The sequence below is a fragment of the Cupriavidus sp. 207A1 genome, from assembly GCF_057798955.1.
Window position 1 is genome coordinate 1 of the sequence record NZ_JBYOJO010000006.1, and the last position, 20,620, is coordinate 20,620.

At 69.0% G+C, this 20,620-nt stretch carries 20 protein-coding genes, 1 tRNA gene and 1 riboswitch; of the genes, 4 read left to right on the top strand and 17 right to left on the bottom strand.

Annotated elements, in window-relative coordinates:
* Positions 1 to 105: 105 nt before the first annotated feature.
* Both AC3FMM_RS12245 and AC3FMM_RS12250 read left to right on the top strand, forming a co-directional pair.
* Positions 106 to 486 (top strand): phage holin family protein, encoded by a 381-nt coding sequence (locus AC3FMM_RS12245; RefSeq protein ID WP_115680817.1) that lies wholly within the window; start codon positions 106 to 108, stop codon positions 484 to 486.
* A complete protein-coding gene (locus AC3FMM_RS12250) occupies positions 483 to 989 on the top strand; it encodes a DUF3318 domain-containing protein (RefSeq protein WP_115710422.1) in 507 nt (168 codons plus the stop codon). Before AC3FMM_RS12245 ends, AC3FMM_RS12250 begins: the two co-directional genes overlap by 4 nt.
* Before the next feature lie 13 nt (positions 990 to 1,002).
* Here the strand turns inward: AC3FMM_RS12250 and AC3FMM_RS12255 are convergent, their stop codons facing one another.
* The 11 genes from AC3FMM_RS12255 to ybgC form a co-directional block, all read right to left on the bottom strand.
* The gene (locus AC3FMM_RS12255; protein ID WP_488686690.1) at positions 1,003 to 3,831 is read right to left on the bottom strand and encodes an EAL domain-containing protein; all 2,829 of its coding nucleotides are present in this window, start codon (positions 3,829 to 3,831) and stop codon (positions 1,003 to 1,005) included.
* A gap of 201 nt (positions 3,832 to 4,032) precedes the next feature.
* Positions 4,033 to 4,108: transfer RNA gene (locus AC3FMM_RS12260), tRNA-Lys, on the bottom strand.
* A gap of 67 nt (positions 4,109 to 4,175) precedes the next feature.
* A complete protein-coding gene (locus tag AC3FMM_RS12265; protein ID WP_488686691.1) occupies positions 4,176 to 5,291 on the bottom strand; it encodes a YeeE/YedE family protein in 1,116 nt (371 codons plus the stop codon).
* 34 nt (positions 5,292 to 5,325) lie between these two features.
* Positions 5,326 to 6,009, bottom strand: a complete 684-nt coding sequence (gene queC / locus AC3FMM_RS12270) for a 7-cyano-7-deazaguanine synthase QueC (RefSeq protein WP_012353550.1) — start codon at positions 6,007 to 6,009, stop codon at positions 5,326 to 5,328.
* A gap of 123 nt (positions 6,010 to 6,132) precedes the next feature.
* On the bottom strand, positions 6,133 to 6,891 hold the full coding sequence (gene ybgF / locus AC3FMM_RS12275; RefSeq protein ID WP_115710426.1) for a tol-pal system protein YbgF: 759 nt from the start codon (positions 6,889 to 6,891) through the stop codon (positions 6,133 to 6,135).
* A gap of 18 nt (positions 6,892 to 6,909) precedes the next feature.
* Positions 6,910 to 7,419, bottom strand: coding sequence for a peptidoglycan-associated lipoprotein Pal (gene pal / locus AC3FMM_RS12280; RefSeq protein ID WP_115710427.1), 510 nt, complete (start codon positions 7,417 to 7,419; stop codon positions 6,910 to 6,912).
* Positions 7,420 to 7,434: 15 nt separating this feature from the next.
* Positions 7,435 to 8,808, bottom strand: coding sequence for a Tol-Pal system beta propeller repeat protein TolB (gene tolB / locus AC3FMM_RS12285; RefSeq protein ID WP_115710428.1), 1,374 nt, complete (start codon positions 8,806 to 8,808; stop codon positions 7,435 to 7,437).
* Positions 8,809 to 9,034: 226 nt separating this feature from the next.
* A complete protein-coding gene (gene tolA, locus AC3FMM_RS12290; protein ID WP_115710429.1) occupies positions 9,035 to 10,114 on the bottom strand; it encodes a cell envelope integrity protein TolA in 1,080 nt (359 codons plus the stop codon).
* Positions 10,115 to 10,150: 36 nt separating this feature from the next.
* Entirely contained in the window at positions 10,151 to 10,594 is a 444-nt protein-coding gene (tolR, locus tag AC3FMM_RS12295; RefSeq protein WP_111519458.1) for a protein TolR, read from the bottom strand.
* A gap of 60 nt (positions 10,595 to 10,654) precedes the next feature.
* Entirely contained in the window at positions 10,655 to 11,338 is a 684-nt protein-coding gene (tolQ, locus tag AC3FMM_RS12300) for a protein TolQ (RefSeq protein ID WP_012353556.1), read from the bottom strand.
* Positions 11,335 to 11,739, bottom strand: coding sequence for a tol-pal system-associated acyl-CoA thioesterase (ybgC, locus tag AC3FMM_RS12305; RefSeq protein ID WP_111519457.1), 405 nt, complete (start codon positions 11,737 to 11,739; stop codon positions 11,335 to 11,337). The genes tolQ and ybgC overlap by 4 nt, the downstream gene beginning before the upstream one ends.
* Positions 11,740 to 11,904: 165 nt before the next feature.
* Positions 11,905 to 12,030: riboswitch (ZMP/ZTP riboswitch) on the top strand.
* Between the two features lie 120 nt (positions 12,031 to 12,150).
* Here ybgC and glyA point away from each other — a divergent pair.
* The gene (glyA, locus tag AC3FMM_RS12310) at positions 12,151 to 13,398 is read left to right on the top strand and encodes a serine hydroxymethyltransferase (RefSeq protein WP_062801448.1); all 1,248 of its coding nucleotides are present in this window, start codon (positions 12,151 to 12,153) and stop codon (positions 13,396 to 13,398) included.
* 155 nt (positions 13,399 to 13,553) lie between these two features.
* A complete protein-coding gene (gene nrdR, locus AC3FMM_RS12315; RefSeq protein WP_012353559.1) occupies positions 13,554 to 14,018 on the top strand; it encodes a transcriptional regulator NrdR in 465 nt (154 codons plus the stop codon).
* A 15-nt stretch (positions 14,019 to 14,033) separates the two neighbouring features.
* On the opposite strand, the gene AC3FMM_RS12320 is transcribed toward nrdR, so the two are convergent.
* From AC3FMM_RS12320 to AC3FMM_RS12345, 6 genes are read right to left on the bottom strand one after another with little or no spacing between them, the layout of a single operon-like run.
* Positions 14,034 to 14,492, bottom strand: coding sequence for a type IV pilin protein (locus tag AC3FMM_RS12320; protein WP_326346629.1), 459 nt, complete (start codon positions 14,490 to 14,492; stop codon positions 14,034 to 14,036).
* A gap of 5 nt (positions 14,493 to 14,497) precedes the next feature.
* Entirely contained in the window at positions 14,498 to 17,884 is a 3,387-nt protein-coding gene (locus AC3FMM_RS12325) for a pilus assembly protein (protein ID WP_488686692.1), read from the bottom strand.
* Complete coding sequence (locus AC3FMM_RS12330; RefSeq protein WP_115680873.1) at positions 17,884 to 18,471, bottom strand: pilus assembly PilX family protein; 588 nt, start codon at positions 18,469 to 18,471, stop codon at positions 17,884 to 17,886. Before AC3FMM_RS12330 ends, AC3FMM_RS12325 begins: the two co-directional genes overlap by 1 nt.
* The gene (locus AC3FMM_RS12335) at positions 18,468 to 19,223 is read right to left on the bottom strand and encodes a PilW family protein (protein WP_488686693.1); all 756 of its coding nucleotides are present in this window, start codon (positions 19,221 to 19,223) and stop codon (positions 18,468 to 18,470) included. Before AC3FMM_RS12335 ends, AC3FMM_RS12330 begins: the two co-directional genes overlap by 4 nt.
* Positions 19,220 to 19,783 (bottom strand): type IV pilus modification protein PilV, encoded by a 564-nt coding sequence (gene pilV / locus AC3FMM_RS12340; RefSeq protein ID WP_326346627.1) that lies wholly within the window; start codon positions 19,781 to 19,783, stop codon positions 19,220 to 19,222. The genes AC3FMM_RS12335 and pilV overlap by 4 nt, the downstream gene beginning before the upstream one ends.
* Positions 19,774 to 20,370 carry a GspH/FimT family pseudopilin gene (locus AC3FMM_RS12345; RefSeq protein WP_240991274.1) on the bottom strand — a complete coding sequence of 199 codons (597 nt, stop codon included), beginning with the start codon at positions 20,368 to 20,370 and terminating at the stop codon, positions 19,774 to 19,776. Before AC3FMM_RS12345 ends, pilV begins: the two co-directional genes overlap by 10 nt.
* Positions 20,371 to 20,620 lie beyond the last annotated feature (250 nt).

Genomic DNA, 20,620 nt, shown 5'->3' on the forward strand with positions numbered 1-20,620 from the left:
CCCCACCGCTCGTTGCCGACACAACCTTGCGCCGTCATCCGGCCCCGCCAGCTGGATAGGTGCGTACGGCCATGCCGGCGCACCGCTCTTTCACGCCGGAGCCGCATGAGCGAAGCCACCCCTTCCCCCAAGTTCCTCGACGCCGTGCGCAACCTCGCCGGCTCGCTCGTGGCGATGGTGCAGACGCGCCTGGAGCTCGCCAGCGTGGAGCTGGCCGAGGAGCGCACGCGCTTGCTGAAGGTAGCCCTGCTGGCCTTGTTCGGGCTGGCGTTCTTCGGGTTGGGCCTGGTCACGCTGACCGCCCTCATCGCGATCCTGTTCTGGGACACCTACCGCTGGCAGGCCCTGGGCGCGCTGACGGTGCTCTACCTGGTGCTGTGCGCCGTCTGCCTGGCGTACGCCCGCAACGTGCTGCGCAACGCGCCGCCGATGCTGGAAGCCACCCTCGCCGAAATCGACAAAGACCGGGAGATCCTGCGCCGATGAGCACACTCGACCCTGACGACGCCACGCCCGCACGCGAAGGCGGCGAATACCCGCGCGCGCCCCGGTTCACGCAGGAGGTGCGCCTGCCGCTCGCGGTGCGCAAGGAACTGCTGCTGACCCGCGCCGCCCTTGAACGCCACGATTGCCGGCAGGCGCTGCACGCGGTACGCGGCGGCGTGCACCGCCTCGGCACCGTCAGTGCCTGGCTGCCGCGGATCGCGCGACCGGGCTCGTGGATGAAGGTGGTCGGGTTGACCAAGGACTACCCGATGCTCAGCACCGCGGTGACACTGGCGTTGCCGCTGGTCAAGCGCGTGCCGGTGCTGCGCCTGACCTGGAAGCTGTCCAAGCTGGGCCTGGTCGCGGGCGCGGCCTACTGGGCCTACAACACCTGGCGCGAAGCCAAGGGCCAGGCGGTGCCGCCGGCCAACGTGCCGACCCCGGCCCCGGCCGGCACCCCGCCCGCCGCCGACACCGGCTTCCGCGATCCACTGATCCCCTGACCCTCCTGCCGACTCACCCGGCCAGCGCCAGCGCCGGCCGCGCGCCGGCTTCGGGGCCGGCCGGCGCGAACGGCACCGGCGGCGCAATGTGATAGCCCTGCGCCAGGTCCACGCCCAGCTCGCGCAAGCGCGCGAGCATCGCCTCGTTCTCGACGAATTCCGCAATGGTCTGCTTGCCCATGGCGTGGCCGATGCGCTGGATCACCTCGACCATTACCAGGTTGACCGGATCGGCCAGCATGTCGCGCACGAAGCTGCCATCGATCTTCAGGTAAGCGGCGGGCAAGTGCTTGAGGTAGGTGAACGACGACATGCCGGCGCCAAAGTCATCCAGCGCGAAGCGGCAGCCAAGCTGCTGCAACTGCATGATGAACGCCCCGGCCTGCGCCAGGTTGGCAATGGCCGCGGTCTCGGTGATCTCGAAGCAGACGCCGTCCAGCGCGATGTCGAAGCGCAGCGCCTGCTCGCGCACGAAATCCGGGAACTGGATGTCCGCCAGCGACGCGCCTGACAGGTTGATCGCGCAGGTCGCGATCTCGGCCTGGCGCCCCGCCAGCGTGGCAAACGCGGTCTCTACCACCCAGCGGTCGATCATCGGCATCAGGTTGTAGCGCTCGCAGGCCGGCACAAACGCCATCGGCGGCACCAGCCGGCCGCGCTCGTCGACCATGCGCAGCAACAGCTCCACATGGCGCCCCGCCGCCGGCACCGTGCCCTGCTGCACCGGCACGATCTCCTGCGAGAACAGGCAGAAGCGTCCGGCGGCCAGCGCGGCGTGCACGCGGCTGACCCACTCCATCTCGCCTTGGCGCGCCTGCACCACGCTGTCCAGCGGATGGTAGACCTGGACGCGGTTGCGCCCGCCCTCCTTGGCCACGTAGCAGGCCGCGTCGGCCGCGCTGAGCGCCTCGGCCACGCTGCCGGTGTGCCGGTCCAGCGTGACCAGGCCGATGCTGACCCCCACCGCGAAGGTGCGCTGCCGGTGCGCAAAGCGGAAGCTGGCAATGGCGTGGCGCAAGCCCTCGGCCACGCGCTCGCCGTCGGCGCTGCCGCAATGCTCGAGCAGCACGCCGAACTCGTCGCCGCCCAGTCGCGCCAGCATGTCGCTGCGGCGCAGCTGGCCGCGCATGATCTCGGCCATCTGCCGGATCAGCTCGTCGCCGGCGGCGTGGCCGCAGGTATCGTTGACCACCTTGAACTGGTCCAGGTCCAGGTACATCAAGGTGTGGGGGGTGCCTTGCGCGCGCGCACGCTCGATCGCCGCGGCCAGCCGGCGCTCGAACTCGGCGCGGTTGACCAGGCCGGTCAGCGCGTCATGGCTGGCCTCGTACGCCAGGCGCGCGGCATGCGCGCGTTCCTGGCTGATGTCGTGCAGCACCACCACCACGCCGATGGCCTGCGCGGCGCGGTCGCGGATCAGGGCCACCGACGGCTTGACCGCCAGCGCCTGCCCTGGCTGCCCGGCACCATCGCGCTGCACCAGCTGGGCAGAGCGGCTGTGCCAGCGCTGGCGCAGCGCCAGCGTCACGATATCGGGCAGCGGCGCCAGGCTGTCCTCGTCGCGCAGCACGCACACCTCGCTCAGGGGCACGCCGCGGGCATCGGCCTCGCACCAGCCGGTCAGCGCTTCGGCGGCCGGATTCAGCGACTGCACGCGGCCCCATACGTCGGCGGTCACCACCGCGTCGCCGATCGCCTGCAGCGTGACCTGGGCGCGCTCCTTTTCGGCAAACAGCTGGGTCTTGTAGCGCTTGTGCTCGGAAATGTCGGTCAGCGAGCCCGCCATGCGCGCGCGCCGGCGCCCGGCACCGCGTACCAGCCGGCCGCGCGCGCGCACCCAGAGGTAGTCGCCGGCGCGGTTGCGCAGGCGGAATTCGGCGTCGTAGGGCTCGCCGCTGCGCAGGTGGTGCGCCAGCTTGGCCTCGAACGCCCCCAGCTCGGACGGATGCAGCAGGCCCAGCACGGTTTCGCGCGCATGCGGCAGCTCGTCGGCGCGGTAGCCCAGCATCTGCGCGCAGCGCGGCGAGAAATACAGCTCGCCGCGGCCAAGATGCCAGTCCCACAGGCCGTCGTTGCTGCCTTCGACCGCGAGCTGCAGCTGCTCTTCACTTTGCGCCAGGGCCTCGCGCAACCGGCGCTCGCGCCGCAGCGGCCCGACCGACAGCAAGATCGCCGACATCAGCAGCGCCGCCGCCATCACCGCGCTGCCGGTGGTGAGCAGCCGCGTGACCCGGCGCGACGCCTGCCCCAGGTGGCCCGAAAAGGCGCGCTCCAGCGGCGTCAGCCGGGCGTCGATCTGCGCGATGTTGCGCAGCACCGGCGCAACGCAGGCGTCATCGCAGTCGGGCTGGGCGGCCAGGCGCCGCAGCGCCAGCGCCTGCTCATGCAAGGCAAAGATCTCGAGATCGCCCTGCGCCCACACGCGGATGGCGGCATCGACTTCATGGATCTGGCGGAAATTCCGGTACAGGCGCACCATCCGCGGGATGTCTTCGGGGTGGTTGCCGCCGGCGAGCAGGCCCTCGTGCACGCGTTCCAGGTCAGGCTCGGCACGGTCCAGCTCCAGGCGCGCGCGATGGTCGCCGAACGGGATCGCGATGGACGCAAGGTAAGCGTCGAAATCCGCCGGATCGCGGTCCTCGCCGTAGCGCAGCAGATGCAGCACGGCGTTCTTCTGGCCCTTGGACCACTGGCTCTCGCCCGCCACGAAGGCGCGCGCGGCCGACAGCAGGTCCAGGCTGGCGATGCTGAACAACGCCAGCGCGACCACCACCGGTACGAACGGCCAGATGATGCGCAGCACATGCCCGCTGGCCGGCAAGGAAACGCCTGCTCGCCGCATAGGTCTTGTTCGAGGGGCCGTGTCTCGCGGCCGTTCCGAGGGCCCGCGGTCCACACGCCGCGGTTAGACCCATTGTGCTGCGCTGGCCGGGCGTGCGTCTCTACCTCGAACTAGTTAAAGCACCCCCCCACCCTCGGGGCATGCCGGACGGAAAAAATGCAAAAAGGGCCTGTGGCGTGCGCCACAGGCCCTTCGTAATGCTGGTGGGTCGTGCGTGACTCGAACACGCGACCAACGGATTAAAAGTCCGCTGCTCTACCGACTGAGCTAACGACCCGAAAAAACAGAACCGCGATTATAGTGATGCGATTCTCGATGTGTCAAGGGAAAGGCGCGCCAGCGGCTCACACCATGCGTTCCAGGCGCCACATCTGGTAGCGGAACGCCAGCACCGCGCCGGCCAGGATGCCGGCCAGCGCAATGAACGAGCCCAGCGCCAGCGTCGACACGCCCGACAGCCCCTGCCCCACCGTGCAGCCCAGCGCCGTGACCCCGCCCGCGCCCATCAGGATGCCGCCGACCATGTGGTTGGCGACGTCCTCGGCATTGCCGAAGCCTTCCCAGCGGAAGGTGCGCGTGGCCAGCGCATACGCTGCCGCGCCGGCGATCACGCCTAACACGCTGACGATGCCGATGGTCAGCACCTTGCTCTTGTCGCTGAACATCATCAGCCAGTCGAGCGTGTAGGCATACGGCGCGACGAAGCTCAGGCTTTCCATGCGGCCGCTGTTGGTCGAGACAAACAGTTCTTCCAGCGTATTGGGGTCTTCGGCGACGTAGCCGAGGTGGCCGGACACGTACCACATCGCCACGATGATCAGGCCCACGCCGATGCCGCCCAGCAGGTTGTCGAAGGTGCGGAAACCGCGCCCGGCCAGCGCCCACGCCGCCAGCACGCCGCCCAGCGCCAGGCCCAGGCCGAGTTGCAGCACGGAACGCGCCGCGCCGGTGCCCTGCGCCAGCACCGACGGCAGGTCCTGCGTGGTCGGCAGCGCCAGCGCCACCGCGTCGACGGTATTGACGCGCACCACGCCGAACAGGCCGCGCAGCGTCATGTAGGCCGACAGCCCCAGGAACACGAACACCACCAGCGACTTCAGGTTGCCCGCGCCGATGCGCACCAGCGTCTTGCTGCCGCAGCCCGACGCCAACACCATGCCGAAGCCGAACATCAGCCCGCCGGCCAGCGCCGACAGCCACGCCAGCTTGCTCGCGGCATAGATGGTCTTGGTCGGGTCGATGGCGCCGTTCCAGGCCAGCACGCCGGTGCCGATCATGGCCACGCCGATCGCCAGCACCCACATGCGCATGCGGCTCCAGTCGCCCATGTTGACGATGTCCGAGACCGCCCCCATGGTGCAGAAGTGGGTGCGCTGCAGCACCGCGCCGAACAGGAAGGCCAGGACAAAGGTGCTCAGCAGCACCGAGCGCGACAGCGCGGCAAGATCGATTTCAGGCATGGGGCGGGAACGGCGGGCTCAGGCTCGGGATCAGTCAGGCGGCGGCCTGGTAGCGGGTCGGGTCGGGCACGCCGGCGGCCTCGAAGCCGGCGCGGCGGATGCGGCAGGAATCGCACACGCCGCAGGCGCGGCCGTCGTCGTCGGCCTGGTAGCACGACACCGTCAGGCTGTAGTCGACGCCCAGCGCGATGCCGGCGCGGATGATCTCGCCCTTGGTCATGTCGATGATGGGCGCATGCACGCGGAAGCGGTCGCCCTCGACACCGGCCTTGGTGGCCAGGTTGGCCAGGGTCTCGTAGGCCGCGACGTATTCCGGGCGGCAGTCCGGGTAGCCCGAATAGTCGACCGCGTTGGCGCCGAAGAACAGGTCGCGCCCGCCCACCGCCTCGGCCCAGCCGAGCGCCAGCGACAGCATGATGGTGTTGCGCGCCGGCACATAGGTGACCGGGATGCCGCCGCTGGCGCCGTCGGTGGGGACCTCGAGCGCGTCGTCGGTCAGCGCCGAGCCGCCGAAGCGGCGCAGGTCGAGGTCGACGATCTCGTGGCGCACGGCGCCCAGCGCCGCGGCCACGCGCTTGGCGGCCTCCAGTTCCGAGGAATGGCGCTGGCCATAGCGCATCGACAGCGCATAGGTCTCGAAGCCCTGGGCGCGGGCCATGGCAAGTACGGTGGCGGAGTCGAGTCCGCCGGACAGCAGGACGATGGCGCGTTGGGTCATGGTGCGGTTCGCGCCGGGGGCGGCGCGCAAGAACATTCAGGCGAATCGCATATTCTAGCGCGACAAACGAAAAAGGCCCGCCGAAGCGGGCCTTGCGATGGCGGGCGGCGGCGCCGGCGGCGCTTACTTCAGCGTCTTGAGCCGGTTGCTCGCCGCCTGCGCCCCCTCGGTGCCGGGATACTTCGCCACCACCTGCTCCAGCGTCTTGCGCGCGGCCGCCTTCTGGCCGGACTCGAGCTGGTTGTTGGCGATGGCGATCATCGCGTCCGGCACCTTGGGGTGGGTCGGGTTGGCGTTGACCATGTTCTGCAGCACGAAGGTGGAACCCTTGTAGTCGCGCTGCGCGTACAGCGAGTTGCCGAGCCAGTACTGTGCCAGCGGCAGGTACGGGCTCTGCGGGTACTTCTTCGCGAACGCCGAGAACGAATTCCCCGCGCTCTTGAAGTCGCCCGCCTGGAACTGCTTGAGCGCGGCATCGTATTCGGGCTTTTCGCCCGGCTGCGCGACCCCTTCGCGGCCTTCGACCGTGACCTGCTGCGGCTCGAATTTCTTCAGGCGCGCATCCAGGTCGGCGTAGTAGTCCTTCTGCTGCTTCTGCAGCGTGTCCACCGTGTTCTGCAGGACTTCGTTCTGGCCGCGCAGCCGCGCCACTTCCTGGCGCAGGCCTTCGAGCTGGTTCTGCATGTCGAGCAGGGTGCGGCTGTTCTGCTCGATGCGCTGCGTCGCGGTCGCCTGGAAACCGTTGAACTGGTCGCGCAGGCCGATGACGGCCTTGCGGGCCTCGTCATCGTCGAACACTCCGGCATGCGCCTGCGACAGCGGCAGCATGCCGCCGCCGGCCACGGCGGCGAGCCACAACAAGGTGGAAACGCGTGCTTTCATGGAGGGTCAGTCCGCAGATCAGTAGTTGATGTCCGCGCGGCGGTTTTCCGCCCACGAGGCTTCATCGTGGCCGGTGGCCTTGGGCTTTTCCTTGCCCAGGCTCACGGCTTCCATCTGGCCGTCGGGCACGCCCATCGAGGCCAGCGAGCGGCGCACGGCTTCGGCGCGCTTCTGGCCCAGCGCGAGGTTGTACTCGCTGGTGCCGCGTTCGTCGGTGTTGCCCTGGATCAGGATCTTGCGGCCCTGGTTGGTGCCCAGGTACTTGGCGTGCGCGCCCAGCATGCCCTGGTAGTCGGCCTTGACGGTGTAGCTGTCGAAGTCGAAGTAGACGCTGCGCTTGGCCAGCGGGCTGTTCGGATCGTTCAGCGGATCGGCGGCGGTCACCGGGGTGACGGCGCGCGGATCGGCACCCGTGCCGCCGGCACCGGCGCCGGCATTGGCGGTGTCGTCCAGCTTGACGCCGGAGCTACAGGCGCCAAGGGCCAGCAGTGCGGCAACGGCAAGGGTTTTGGTCATCAGTTGGGCCATGGTGGTTGACTCCTGTTATTGCATGAAAGGACCCCAGGACGGCTCTCGAACATCGCCGGACTGGAGGGACAGAACCTGCCGGGTACGCCCGTCAGTGGACACCGCCGCCAGCACCGCACGACCGCCCACGCGGGTGGCATAGAGGATGTACTTGCCGTTGGCGGCGAAGCTGGGCGCCTCGTCGTTGGCCGTATCGGTCAGCGACGTCACGTCGCCGTTGGTCAGGTCCTGCAACTGCAGCTTGAAGCCGCCCCCGCGCGAAATGTACGCCAGGTACTTGCCATCCGGCGAAATGCGCGGGCTCACGTTGTAGCTGCCCTTGAAGGTGACGCGTTGGGCCCCGCCGCCCTCCTCGCCGGAGGCGGGCATGCGGTAGACCTGGGGCGCACCGCCGCGGTCGCTGGTGAAATAGATGCTCTTGCCGTCGGGCGAGTACTGCGGCTCGGTGTCGATGGCGCTGCTGCGCGACAGGCGGCGGATGCCCGAGCCGTCGGCGTTGACCTGGTAGACCTGGGTATTGCCGTCGCGCGACAGCGCCAGCGCCAGGTGGCGCCCGTCCGGCGACCACGACGGCGCGCTGTTGTTGCCCTTCTGGTTCGACACCAGCGTGCGCTTGCCGCTGGCCAGGTCGTGCACATAGACCACCGGCTTCTTGGCCTCGAACGAGACGTAGGCCACGCGCGCGCCGTCCGGCGACCACGACGGCGAGATGATGGGCTCGTTGCTGGTCAGCGCCACCTGGGCGTTCTGCCCGTCCGAATCGGAGATCAGCAGCTGGTAGCGGCCGCCCACCTTCGACACGTAGGACAGGCGCGTGGCAAACACGCCGCGCTCGCCCAGCAGCTTTTCATAGATGTAGTCGGCGATCTTGTGCGCGGTCACGCGCAGCTGCGACTGGTTCACGGTGAAGGCCAGCCCGCCCAGGCTCTGTCCCTTGACGGTGTCGTACAGGCGGAAGCGCACTTCGTACTTGCCGCCCGCGGCCGGGGTCACGCTGCCGGCGACGAAGGCATCGGCGCCGCGCGCCTTCCAGCTGCCCAGGTCGACATTGGCGGACTCGGCCACGGTGGCGCCGCCGGGGTCGACGTTGCGGAAACGGCCGCTGCGGGCCAGGTCCGAACGGATGATCGCGGTCAGGTTCTGCGGGGCCTGGGCCTCGCCCTGGAAGTTGGCGGTGGCCACCGGGAACTGGCTGCTGCCAACCCCGGAGATCTCAACATTGAGCTGCGCGTGCGCGGCGCCCGCGGCCATGGTCATGGCCGCGGCCAGCCACGCCATCAGCGCGCGCCGGCCGGCCAGCGGCATCGGCCGGCTCGCACCTCGGGATGCGGGGGAATCTGCGTTGTGCCGCCTCGCGGACAGCCAGTTGGGGGCCCAAAGCTTTCGCATGCTGCTCCTCAGTCGATTTCAAGTTTCGTCGGGCACCGTCGGGCACGCCGGGCAATCGTCAACACGGGCAAATGCGGCATTGCAGCGCGTGGCGCATGCCCCGTCCGTGTGCATACCGCACCGTCGGCTGCGTCGGGCAACCTGTCATGCTAGCGCTGGGACCGGAACCCGACGATGAAGGTTGCATTATGTTGCAAATCGTGCCGTGCCGTTCACCCGGTCCCACTCAGTCCTTCGGCCGGAAGGTAATGGTGAAGCTGGCCGGCGCCTTGCCGTTCTCGTCGCGCGGCAGCGGATCGGAACGCTCGACCGCGCGCAGCACGGCATTGTCCCAGCCGGAGTTGCCGCTGGACTTGGACAGCCGCGCCGACAGCAGCGAACCGTCCGGCGCCAGCTGCACCGAGACCACCGCGTTCGGGTTGCCCGGCACGTCTTCGGTAAAGACGATGTTCGGCTTGACGCGGCGGCGCACGCGGTCGGCATAGCCGGGCGAAGCCTTGCCGCCACCGCCGGCACCGGCGCCGGCCGCGTTGCCGACCCCGCCACCACCCGCGCCGGAGCCGCCGGCCAGCGCCTGCAGGCGCGCCAGCTCGCTCTTGCGCTGGGCGTTGGCGGCGGCTTCGCGCTTGGCCTTGGCGTCGGCATCCGCCTTGGCCTTGGCGTCGGCCTGCGCTTTCGCCTTGGCGTCGGCCTGGGCCTTGGCCTTGGCATCGGCCTGCGCCTTGGCCTTGGCCTCGGCGGCTTCCTTGCGCTCGCGCTCGGCCAGTTCCTTGCGTTCCTGCTCCTGCTGCGCGGCCTTCTTCTTCGCGTCGTCCTTGCGCTGCGCTTCCTTGCGCTCGGCCTCGCGCCGCTCGGCTTCCTTGCGGTCGGCCTCCTTGCGCAGCGCTTCCTTGCGCGCCTCTTCCTTGCGCTCAGCCTCCTTGCGCTCGGCCTCCTTGCGGGCCGCTTCCTTGCGCTCGGCTTCTTCGCGCGCGGCCGCCTCGGCGCGGCGCTTCTTCTGCTCCAGCGCGATATCGGCGTCGTCCTCGACCTTGCTCTTCACCTGCGGCGGCGGCGGCGCCGGACGCGGCTGCACCACCGGCTCGGGCTCTGGCTGCGGCTGCGGCCGTGGCGGCGGGGGCGCGGTGGCGGCGGGGATTTCCTCCCATAGTTCGGCCTCGGCCCCGACCGGGGTGCTGCTCTGCCAGCTCACGCCGTAGTACAGCACCACGGCCAGCAGCAGGTGCATGAGCAGCGCGAGCAGGAAGGAACGCAGGGTTCCCCGCTCCTTGACCGGCTGGTAGGGATAGGCGGCGGCGGTCGTCATCAAGCGCAACGGCAATCGGATAGGTGCTTCAATACGTCAGGAGGTCTTGGACTTGACCATCAGGCCCACGCGCTTGACGCCGTCGGCTTTCAGGACCGACATCACGTCCAGCACCGCCTCGTACTTGACCGCGCGGTCGGCGGCGATCACCACCGGCTGGTCCGGGTTCTCGTTCTGGCGCTGGTGGACGAAGTCCAGCAGGCCCTGCTTGTCGAGCTTGCGTTCGAAGGCGTTGCCGGCGGTGTCCTTGCCGCGCGCGGTGAGCTGGCCGTCTTCATGCACGGTGACGACGATCGGGGGCGCCTTCTGCTGCGGCGTGGCATTGGCCACGGTGGGCAGGTCGACGGTAGCGGGGCTGACGATCGGCGCTGCCACCATGAAGATGACCAGCAGCACGAGCATGACGTCGATATACGGCACGACGTTGATCTCGGCGCTGGCCCGGCGGCGCGAGCCGCCGCGGCGCTGAATGGCTGCCATTGCAGGACTCCTGGAAACGCCGGCCCGGGCTCGCGCCCGGGCCGTTGATAGGGAATACGGTTAGCGGGTCTGCCGCTGCAGGATGTTCAGGAACTCTTCCATGAAGCTCTCGAAGCGGATCGCCAGGCGATCGATTTCGGTGGCATAGCGGTTGTAGGCAATCACTGCCGGGATCGCCGCGAACAGGCCGATCGCGGTCGCCACCAGCGCTTCGGCGATGCCGGGCGCCACCGACGCGAGCGTCGCCTGCTGCACATTGGACAAGCCGCGGAACGCGTTCATGATCCCCCACACCGTGCCGAACAGGCCGATATACGGGCTCACCGAACCGACCGAGGCCAGGAACGGCAAATGCGATTCGAGCACGTCCATCTCGCGCTGGTAGGCCGCGCGCATGGCGCGGCGGGCGGCGTCGAGCAGCGCGCCGGCCTCGTTGCCGCGCTCGCGCGCCTTCAGGAACTCGCCCATGCCGGATTCGAAGATCCGTTCCAGCGCACCGGTGTTGTGGCGGTTGTTGACGGCACTGTTATAGAGCGCCTGCAGGTCGCCGCCGGCCCAGAAGTCGCGCTCGAAGCCTTCGGTCTGGGTGCGCGCCGAACGCACCGCCAGGTGCTTGCGGAAGATATAGGTCCACGAAAACAGCGACATGACGAGCAACAGCGCCATGACGGCCTGTGCCAGCACGCTGGCGTGGAGCACCAGCGTTACGATCGACATGTCTTGCGTGACGGTCACGGGATTCATCGTGCTGACTTGATGGTGGCTAGAACGGGGTCGGGGATCGGGGCGGGGCGGAAAGTGCTTTTGTCGACGCAGCCAACGCGGATCGCGCCGGTCGCGAGCATCAGCTCGCCACGCCAGGCTTCCTGGGTGAACTGCACCGAAGCCGGGCCGACCCGGTCGATGCGCGTGCGGATCTCAAGCTGGTCGTCCAGCCGGGCGGGCGCATTGTAGTCCACCGCCGTACTGCGGACGATGAAGACCACGCCCGCCTGGTCGGCGAGCGCCTGCTGTTCGATGCCGAGCGAGCGCAGCCACTCGGTGCGGGCGCGCTCGAAGAACTTGAGGTAGTTGGCGTAGAACACTACGCCGCCTGCATCGGTGTCTTCCCAGTACACCCGCAGGGTCCAGACAAAGTTTGGCATGGCCGCGATTGTAACGGAGAGCGATACCCGTTTCGTGTAAACCCGCAGGACGACTTTGCAACAGCAAGTTGCTGGCCAGGGCCGCGCCAGCCCTTGCCAGCCCTCGGCTGGCGGGTCCACGGCTTGCGGCGGGCGGCCGCCTCGCGCTACACTGCGCGCAACCATTCCATCTTGCGCGACTGGCGAAGTCAGTGGGCACTACCACGAGGAAGCGCAAGTTCTCTGGCGTGAAGTTTCCAAACGCCATGGCGTTGACGCGAGTCATGCCTGCCGCTCGCCTGGGCAGCGAATGGGAAGCAGGGTGCGCCTGCGCCGACGGCCAAGCCGCCGGTGCCGGTCGCCGCTAGCCTTCCCCGCGCGCCCTACCCCCGATGCCTGCATCGGATTCCCTTTTTTCAGACGAGTTTCGCCATGTTCGAACGCAGCCGTTTTACGATCGACCAGATCGACCCCGAGGTCTTTGCCGCCATCCAGCAGGAAAACCAGCGCCAGGAAGACCACATCGAGCTGATCGCCTCCGAGAACTACACCTCGCCCGCGGTGATGGCCGCGCAGGGTTCGCAGCTGACCAACAAGTACGCCGAGGGCTATCCCGGCAAGCGCTACTACGGCGGTTGCGAGTATGTCGACATCGTCGAGCAGCTGGCCATTGACCGCGTCAAGCAGCTGTTCGGCGCCGAAGCCGCCAACGTCCAGCCCAACTCGGGCTCGCAGGCCAACCAGGGCGTGTACTTCGCCGTGCTCAAGCCGGGCGACACCATCATGGGCATGAGCCTGGCCGAAGGCGGCCACCTGACCCACGGCATGGCGCTGAACATGAGCGGCAAGTGGTTCAACGTCGTCAGCTACGGCCTCAACGCCCAGGAAGACATCGACTACGACGCGCTGGAAAAGCTGGCGCAAGAGAAGAAGCCCAAGCTGATCATCGCCGGCGCCTCGGCCTTCGCGCTGCGTATCGACTTCGAGCGTATCGGCAAGGTCGCCAAGTCGATCGGTGCCTACTTCATGGTCGACATGGCCCACTACGCCGGCCTGATCGCCGCGGGCGTCTACCCGAACCCGGTACCGCACGCCGACTTCGTCACCACCACCACCCACAAGAGCCTGCGCGGCCCGCGCGGCGGCGTGATCCTGATGAAGGCCGAGCACGAGAAGGCGATCAACTCGTCGATCTTCCCGGGCATCCAGGGCGGCCCGCTGATGCACGTGATCGCCGGCAAGGCGGTGGCGTTCAAGGAAGCGCTGACGCCGGAGTTCAAGGAATACCAGCAGCAGGTGGTGAAGAACGCCGCGGTGCTGGCCGAGACCCTGATCGCACGCGGCCTGCGCATCGTCTCGGGCCGCACCGAAAGCCACGTGATGCTGGTCGACCTGCGCGCCAAGAACATCACCGGCAAGGAAGCCGAGCGCATCCTGGGCGAGGCGCACCTGACGGTGAACAAGAACGCGATTCCGAATGACCCGGAAAAGCCGTTCGTCACCTCCGGCATCCGCGTGGGCTCGCCGGCCATGACCACGCGCGGCTTCAAGGAAGAAGAAGCCCGCATCGTCGGCAACCTGATCGCCGACGTGCTGGACAACCCGCACGACGCCGCCAACATCGCCGCGGTGCGCGAGCAGGTGTCGGCCCTGACCAAGCGTTTCCCGGTCTACGGCTGACGCGCCCAGGCCGCCCGCGCGCACGCGCACGGGCGGCCGGCAGCTCCGCGGTCCGTGCCACCCCCGGCGCAGGTCGCGGGCCTCGCCAACCCGCCCCGCCGCCGCAGAACGACAACACGGACAAGGCGATGGGGTTCAACTGAAGGTGGTCCGGCATGAAATGCCCCTTTTGCGGTCATTCCAATACCCAGGTTCTCGACACCCGCATGTCGGAAGACGGCGATGCCGTGCGCCGGCGCCGCCGCTGCGAAGCCTGCGATCGCCGCTTCACCACCTATGAGCGGATCGAGCTGTTCTTCCCCGCCATCGTCAAGAAAAACGGCTCGCGCGTGGACTACGCCCGCGCCAAGCTGAAGGATTCGATGCGCCTGGCGTTGCGCAAGCGCCCGGTCTCGGCCGAAGCCATCGACGAAGCCATTACCCGGATCGAGGAAAAGCTGCTGGCCCTGGGCGAGAAGGAAATCCCCAGCAGCCAGGTCGGCGAACTGGTGATGCGCGAGCTGCGCAAGCTCGACAAGATCGCCTATATCCGCTTCGCCTCGGTCTACCGCAGCTTTGAAGACGTTTCCGAATTCTCGGACGTGCTGGCCGAAGTCACCGCCGGCAGCGGCAAGCGCTGACGCCTGCGTCTGCTGCTACCAGCACTGCGCCGACGCCACGCCGGCGCGCATCCCCGTGTTCCCCTGCAGCCCCAGGTGGTTGATGGTATAGCTGCCGCAGTCGTCCCCCGCCTGCGCGCCGACCGGCGTTGCCGTCGCGCTGTAGCTGGTCGCAGGATTGCCGGCCACCACGCTCAGCTGGTAGTAGGCCTGGCCGCCTGACTGGACCGCCACCGGGAACGCCGCGCCGGCATATCCCAGCGCCGCGGGCGTGCCGCCATAGACGTTCTGCGTGCTGAACAGCCGCTCCTGGCGCGCCGCGAGATCCAGCAAGGCGGTCTTGGCGTCGGTGCGGCGCGACTTGCGCACGTGTTCGGTGTAGGACGGGTAGGCGATCGCGGCCAGGATCGCGGCGATCGCCACCGTGATCATCAGCTCGATCAGCGTGAAGCCGGCGGCGGCACGCCGCGGCGATGGGGATGCGGACAGGTTCATGGGCGTCAGCGCAGGCGTATCCAGTTGAGGCGGGCGCCGGCGCCATTGGCGCCGGGGTTGATCTGGGTGATGGCGCCGCTGCCGCCCACGGTCTGCTGCACCAGGTAGGGCCGCTTCTTCGCCGTCACCACCGACGGCGTGCCGGTGCCGCTCAGGCCGATGCCGCTGACGATGCCGTTGTTCAGCAACGGGAAGGTGCTGCTGTTGGTGCTGCTGAAGAACGACTGCGCGGCCGCGCCGCCCGAGCCCATCGACACGCCTATGGTAAAGCCCGACGGCACCTCGGCATTGCACGACAGCGCCTGCGACAGCGCCGAACTGGGCGGGATGGTGGTGTTGACGATCACCATGCCGTAGGCGATCACCGGGTTGTAGATCACCTGCTCGCGCGTGGCCGACGGCAGCGGCAGTTGCCAGCCGTACTTGTTGTTGCCGCTGGCGCAGGCGTTCGAGCCCTGCCAGCACACCTTGCCGGCGCTGACCGTGCGCACCGTGACCGTGCTGCCGGCCGCGCGCCCTTCGGCGGTAATCGACTGCTGCGTCAGGTTGGCGCCGGACAGCGGCCGCGTGGCGCTGGCCAGCGAGGCATAGCGGGCCTGTGCCCCGGCCACGGCGTTCCATCCCGCCATGTCCCAGTCCCACACGCCATACAGTCCCTGCCCGCCCGGCTCGAACACCGCTTCGCTGCCCTGGGTCTGCTCCAGCCGGCGGCCGGTGCCGAACGCCACCACCACGCGCGGCATCGCCGCGGCGCCGGTTCCGGTGCCGGGCACCGAGCCCACCGCCACCCTGGTGGAGATCGGCTTGCCGCCGGTCTGCATCAGCGGGCGGCTGCCGGCGCGCCAGTGGTCCGGATTGTCCGAGGTCAGGTCGAAGCGCCACAGATTGCCGAACACGTCGCCAGCGTAGACGTAGTCGGTGATGTGGTCGCCGTCGAGGTCGGCCGGCGTGACATAGGCAATGCCGTTGCGGCTGCTGGCGCCGGCCGGGTCCTGCTGCGGCCCGTAGCCGGTGCCGAGATAGCGGAAGCTGCGCGAGCCGTCGGCCGGGTCGACCAGCATGATGAAGAGCCCGGCCGAGCCGCTCTTGCTGCCCAGGCCGTTGCCGAACAGCACCGCCCACTGGCCGTTGTGCAGGCGGCGGATCACGGGCGTGCCATAGGTGTTGCCGAGGTTGTCGCCGCACGCGCTATCGCCGGTGCACTGCAGCGTGTTGTTCCACTCGCCGATCACCGTGGCGCTGGCCGCCGCCGGGGTATCGCTGAAGCGTTCCGGATCGGTCACGTCGAGCGCGTAGAGCGCGCCGCCGGTCGCGGCCGCGGTCTTGCTGGCGAGCGGGCCGCCGCGGTTCGCGCCCGGCCCCAGGCCGCCGACCAGCCAGGTATGCCAGGCACCGGCGTAGTAGAGGTCGCCGGTGCCTGGCGTGGCATCGACAAACAGGTTGTGCACGTATTGCGGCGAACTGTAGGCGAGCGCCGCATTCGTCGACTGGATGGTGTCTAGCACCGCGCCGGGCATGTACGCCAGCACCTCGCGCCCGTCGTTGGGTTTGTTGGCGTCGTTGCCGACGAATGCTCCCGCGGCGTTGTAATAGCCGGAACGGAAGCCGTGCAGCAGCCCGTCGTTAGCGCCGACATAGACCACGTTGAGCCGCTGGGCCTTGGCTTGCCGGAAGGCGTCGTAGCTGCCGGCGGGCTCTGGCGGGCTGGCGCGCTTGTACAAGGCATCGGTCCACGGCCCGCTGTACGGCGATGACGGTGCGCCGACCCAGGCCGGGCTGGAATCGATGATGTCGCCCAGCACGCCGGTGCGCTTGCGGAACTGCCCGGCGCCGGCCGCGGTCAGCTCCTTGCTGCGGTCCCCGCGCAGATAGTCGAGGCGGTCGCCGCCCGGCGCGGCATCGCCCGCGCTCAGCTTCGCCTTGTGCGCGTCGGGCAGGTTGGCGTCCCAGCGCAGCGGGATGCCGCTGCTGCCGCTCCAGGTCAGGATCCTGCGGCTGTCGGGCGCCTGCGCCACCACCGCGGTGCCGGTCGCCGCGCAGTGGCCGCCGGTCAGCGTGCAATGCGCGTTCCAGTTGGCCACGGTGGCAATCGACACCGAGTCGGTGGCGGGATCGTAGAGCAGGTTCTGCGCGCTCAGCTCGCCCCACCAGTTGGTCGGGTGGTAGTAGGCCAGGTACACCTGCGAGCCGGCCTCGACCCGCGCCGACTGCTGCACGTTGGTGCCGGCCGAGCTGCTGGACTGGCCCACCGGCTCGGCCTTGAAGCAGGTGATCTCGTGCACGTTGCTGCCGCTGCCGGTGCCCGCGGCGAAGCCGAAGCGCAGCGACGCCGGCACCGGTCCGTTGGCCTGCGTGATGTCCTGGTCGGTGATCACCGGCGTGGCGGCGCCGCCGTTGTAGCTGTAGGACATGCTCAGCAGCCCGTTCTGGGTCAGCTTGAGCGAATAGACGATGGGGATGCCTTTGGCCCGCGTCGGCCTCGACACCGCCTGCTGGTTGGCGATCTTGTCGGGCAGGTCGCTGATGCCGAGCATGCGGTAGTTGTAGGCCAGCCGCCGTCCCCTGACATCGCCGCCGTCCTTGCCGCTGCTCCAGTCCTGCACATAGCCGCGCGCACAGGTGTTCTGCACCGCCTGCGCGCGCTTGCTGGCGCTAAGGCTGTCAGGGTAATAGGCCGGATAGGCGGCGCGCAGGCCGGCCCAGTTGGTGTCGCCCGAGCCGCGCACGCTGATGCGGTTGGCCTGGAAGGCCGGGCCCGAGTCGGTGTTGTCGGCCTTGTTCGAGAAGTTGCCGAACTCGTCAATGCCGATGCCGATATAGCCCCCGGCGACGCCGTCGTACGCACCATTGACGTTCGAGCAGCTGTAGCCCAGGCTGCCGCCCAGCCCGCCCACGGTCGGGCTCTTGCTGCCGTCGGCGAGGTAGAAGCTGATGCCGTCGGCGCCGGTGCCGCGCAGGTTGTCGCCGCCGTAGGTGACGGTGGAGAACGTGACCTGCAGCCCTTCCTGCATGCCGAAGGTGAACCGGGACACCACCGCGCCGTTCTGGTTGTCGCCGTTCGCGCCCTCGGCCGTATCGCCGTTGGTCAGCCGCAGCGCGCCGTAGCCCGCGGCATCCGGCACGCTGCCGCTGGCGCCGCCGACCAGCTTCGAATTGCGGTCCCGGTAGTAGGTGAAGCTCGACGTGGCGCAGCCAGGAATCGAGCCGGTGCCGTTGCCTGCGGTCAAGCACGCGCCATTCAGCGCCACCCAGTCGTAAGAGGACGCAGCCCCGTTCAGGTTGTCCTGGATCACCAGCGCATGCGCCGGCCCAGCCAGCAACACGTTGACGGCGGCGCTGACGGTGGCACTAACGGCGGCGGCAATGCCAGCGAGGCGTGGAGGTTGGCTCATCACTCTTTCCCGAGATCCTTGGTGCCGGCGCCAAGCTGGTAGGTGCTCTGCACCACCGCGGCGGTGCCGTCGCTGCCGCCGTAGCCAGCGCCGGTCACGCGGAACAGCATCGACAGGCCATCCGGCGACAGCCCCAGATAGTGGATGTAGAGGCTGGGCGCGCGCGCATAGTTGATGTCGGTGCCGTTCAGGCCGCCGGGGCTGCCGGCCGTCGCAAGGCGCATCGACGGCGGCAGGTAATCCGCCCGCGCCGGCGTCCACGGCAGGCTGGCCGGGTCCGCCAGCGCGTTGGCGCAGACCTGCAGGTTGGCCGGGTCGTTGGCGTCGATCACGCTGTTGCAGGCCGCGCCGGCGGAGCCGTTGCCCTGCCCCAGCCACCATTCGCCGTACTGAAGCGCGCCCTGCGCGGCCTCGAACGCGCGCTGCTTCTCGCGGGTGTTGCCGGCGATCTTCTCCTGCAGGCCGAAGCCGCGGAACATCGTCACCGACAGCAGCGACAGGATCAGCAGGAACAGCAGGCCGATGATCAGGACATAGCCGCGCGGCGCGGCGCCGGCGCGCAAGCGGTCTGGCTGGGCGCGTGTCATGGGCGGTTCATCAGGCTGATGGTCTGGGTCCAGCCGAGCGTGGCCGGCTGGCCGGGCTGACCGGCAAAGGGATTGGCAAAGGTCAGCGTCACGCGCGCACTGCGCACCTGGCCCCACAGTGCGCCGGCGCTGACCGCGCTGGCGCTCAGGTAGGTGTCGACGTTGCCGCCGTTGCCGGTGTCGGTGCCGTAGCGCACCCGCAGCGCGGAGATGCCGCCGGCCAGCGGCACCGGCGCGCCGCCGTTGACCGCGCAGGTCAGCTCGTTGGCGGCATTGACCGCAAAGGTGTTGAGGTAGGTGACACTGGCGCCCGAGGTATTGGCCGCCCCCTGGCAGTTCATGATGCCGTCGCCGCTGGCGGTGACAAAGCGCGCCGTCAGCGTATCGCTGGCGCCGTCGGCACCGGACTGGCCGACGATGGCCTGCCCCGCGACGAAATCGCCGAAGGCATTGTCCGCCAGCGCCGGCAGCGCGTCCGCCGCGACCTGGTTCAGCGGATCGGGGAAGTACCCGGCCGACTGCACCGTGTTGGCCAGCATCGTCATCACCAGGCGCTCGCTGTCCTGCAGCGCGGCCAGCCGCTCCTGGTCGCGCACGGTGCCGCGCAGGTTGAGGAACACCGTCATCAGCGCCGCCAGCATGAACAGCGCGATTACCATCGCCACCAGCACCTCGACCAGCGAGACACCGGCCTGCGCGCATCGATACCCGCGGCGAGACCCGCGGAGCGGGATTTGAAGGATCGCTCTCATGGCTGGACGTGCAGTGTCAGGCTTTGCGTGGCGGCCATGGCCGAGGTCCGCGCCGCGGTGGTCTGGTTGTAGGCCAGGTAGTGCTCGCTCCAGGTGGCGGTCAGGCTGCAGCGGATCGGGCGGCTGATGTCGTTGCTGCAATTGACCGTGGCCGCGTAGGTGGGGAAGTGTGCTGCCATTTCCGCGGCCCAGTGCTGCACGTCGTAGGCGGCCATCTGGATCGGCGTGCAGGCTACGCTGGCGCAGTCCGGCGCGGTGGCGCTGAGCGCGCCGGTGCTGTCGGTCACCGTCGCGCCGGACAGTGTGAAGGTCTGCGGTGCCGTGCCGGCCGCCCAGAAGCCGCGGTTGCCGTGCATCGCCGCGGCCAGGCTTTCCAGTTGCAGCGCCACCAGCGAACGCCCGCGCGCAATCTGCGTATTGGCCAGCGCCGCCGCCTGCATCTTGGCCAGGCCGAGCAGTCCCACCGAGGTGATCACCAGCGTGATCAGCACCTCGATCAGCGAGAGTCCGCGCGCCATGCGGCGCCGGTGCAGGCAGCCGTCCCGTCCGGTCACTGGCATGCGCCCTCCCCGGCGCGCTGGATGGTCTGCCGGCCGGCAATATTGATGGCGATGCAGCGCGTGGCTGCGTCGGCCACCGGGCTGGTGCGCAGCGTCATCGTCAGCGCGCCGCCGGGCAGTACGGCGAAGCCGTCGCGGTTGTAGCTCAGGAAAGCCGCGCCGGCGGGCGTGGTGAAGGTGTCGGTGGCGGACCAGCCGGCGCGGTAGTGCAGCACCTCGTCGGCCGGCGGGGCCGCGTCCACCGTTCCCGACCCATTGCGGTCGACGAACGCGATCCAGCCGCGCGCCCAGTTGCCGGCGCCCAGGCAGGCGCTGCCATTGGCGGACGGGCACACGCTGACCGGCAGGCCGCGCTTGACGGCCTCGCTGCGCGCGAGCTGCAGGGTGCCGACCATCGACTGGATCTCGCTGTCGACGCGGCTGGTGCGCAGCAGCGAGACGAACGAAGGCGTGCCGATCGCCGCCAGGATCGCCACCATCACCACCACCGCCATCAGCTCGACCAGCGTCAGCCCGCGGCAGCGCCGGCGCAACGCGCGCGGACCGGCGCCAGCGCGGCTGCCGCTGCTAGCCACGCGCACAGGCATGCCCGGGCCGGGCATGGCCACATCGCGGTGAAGGCAGGGAGGCGCGGTATCGCGAAGGCGAACCGTCGCCGGCATGTCAGCGCGCGGGCAGAGGTGCCGCCGCCGATGGACAAGGAACTGCCAGGATGACCCGATGCATGTTGACCCCCGATAAATGGCTTTGTTACCTGGGCAAGGCGATCCGCTCTGACGGCGGAAAGGCCTGCCCGCACCCGAAATTCTTATTCTGTGCCTCGCTGCCGCCGGAGTG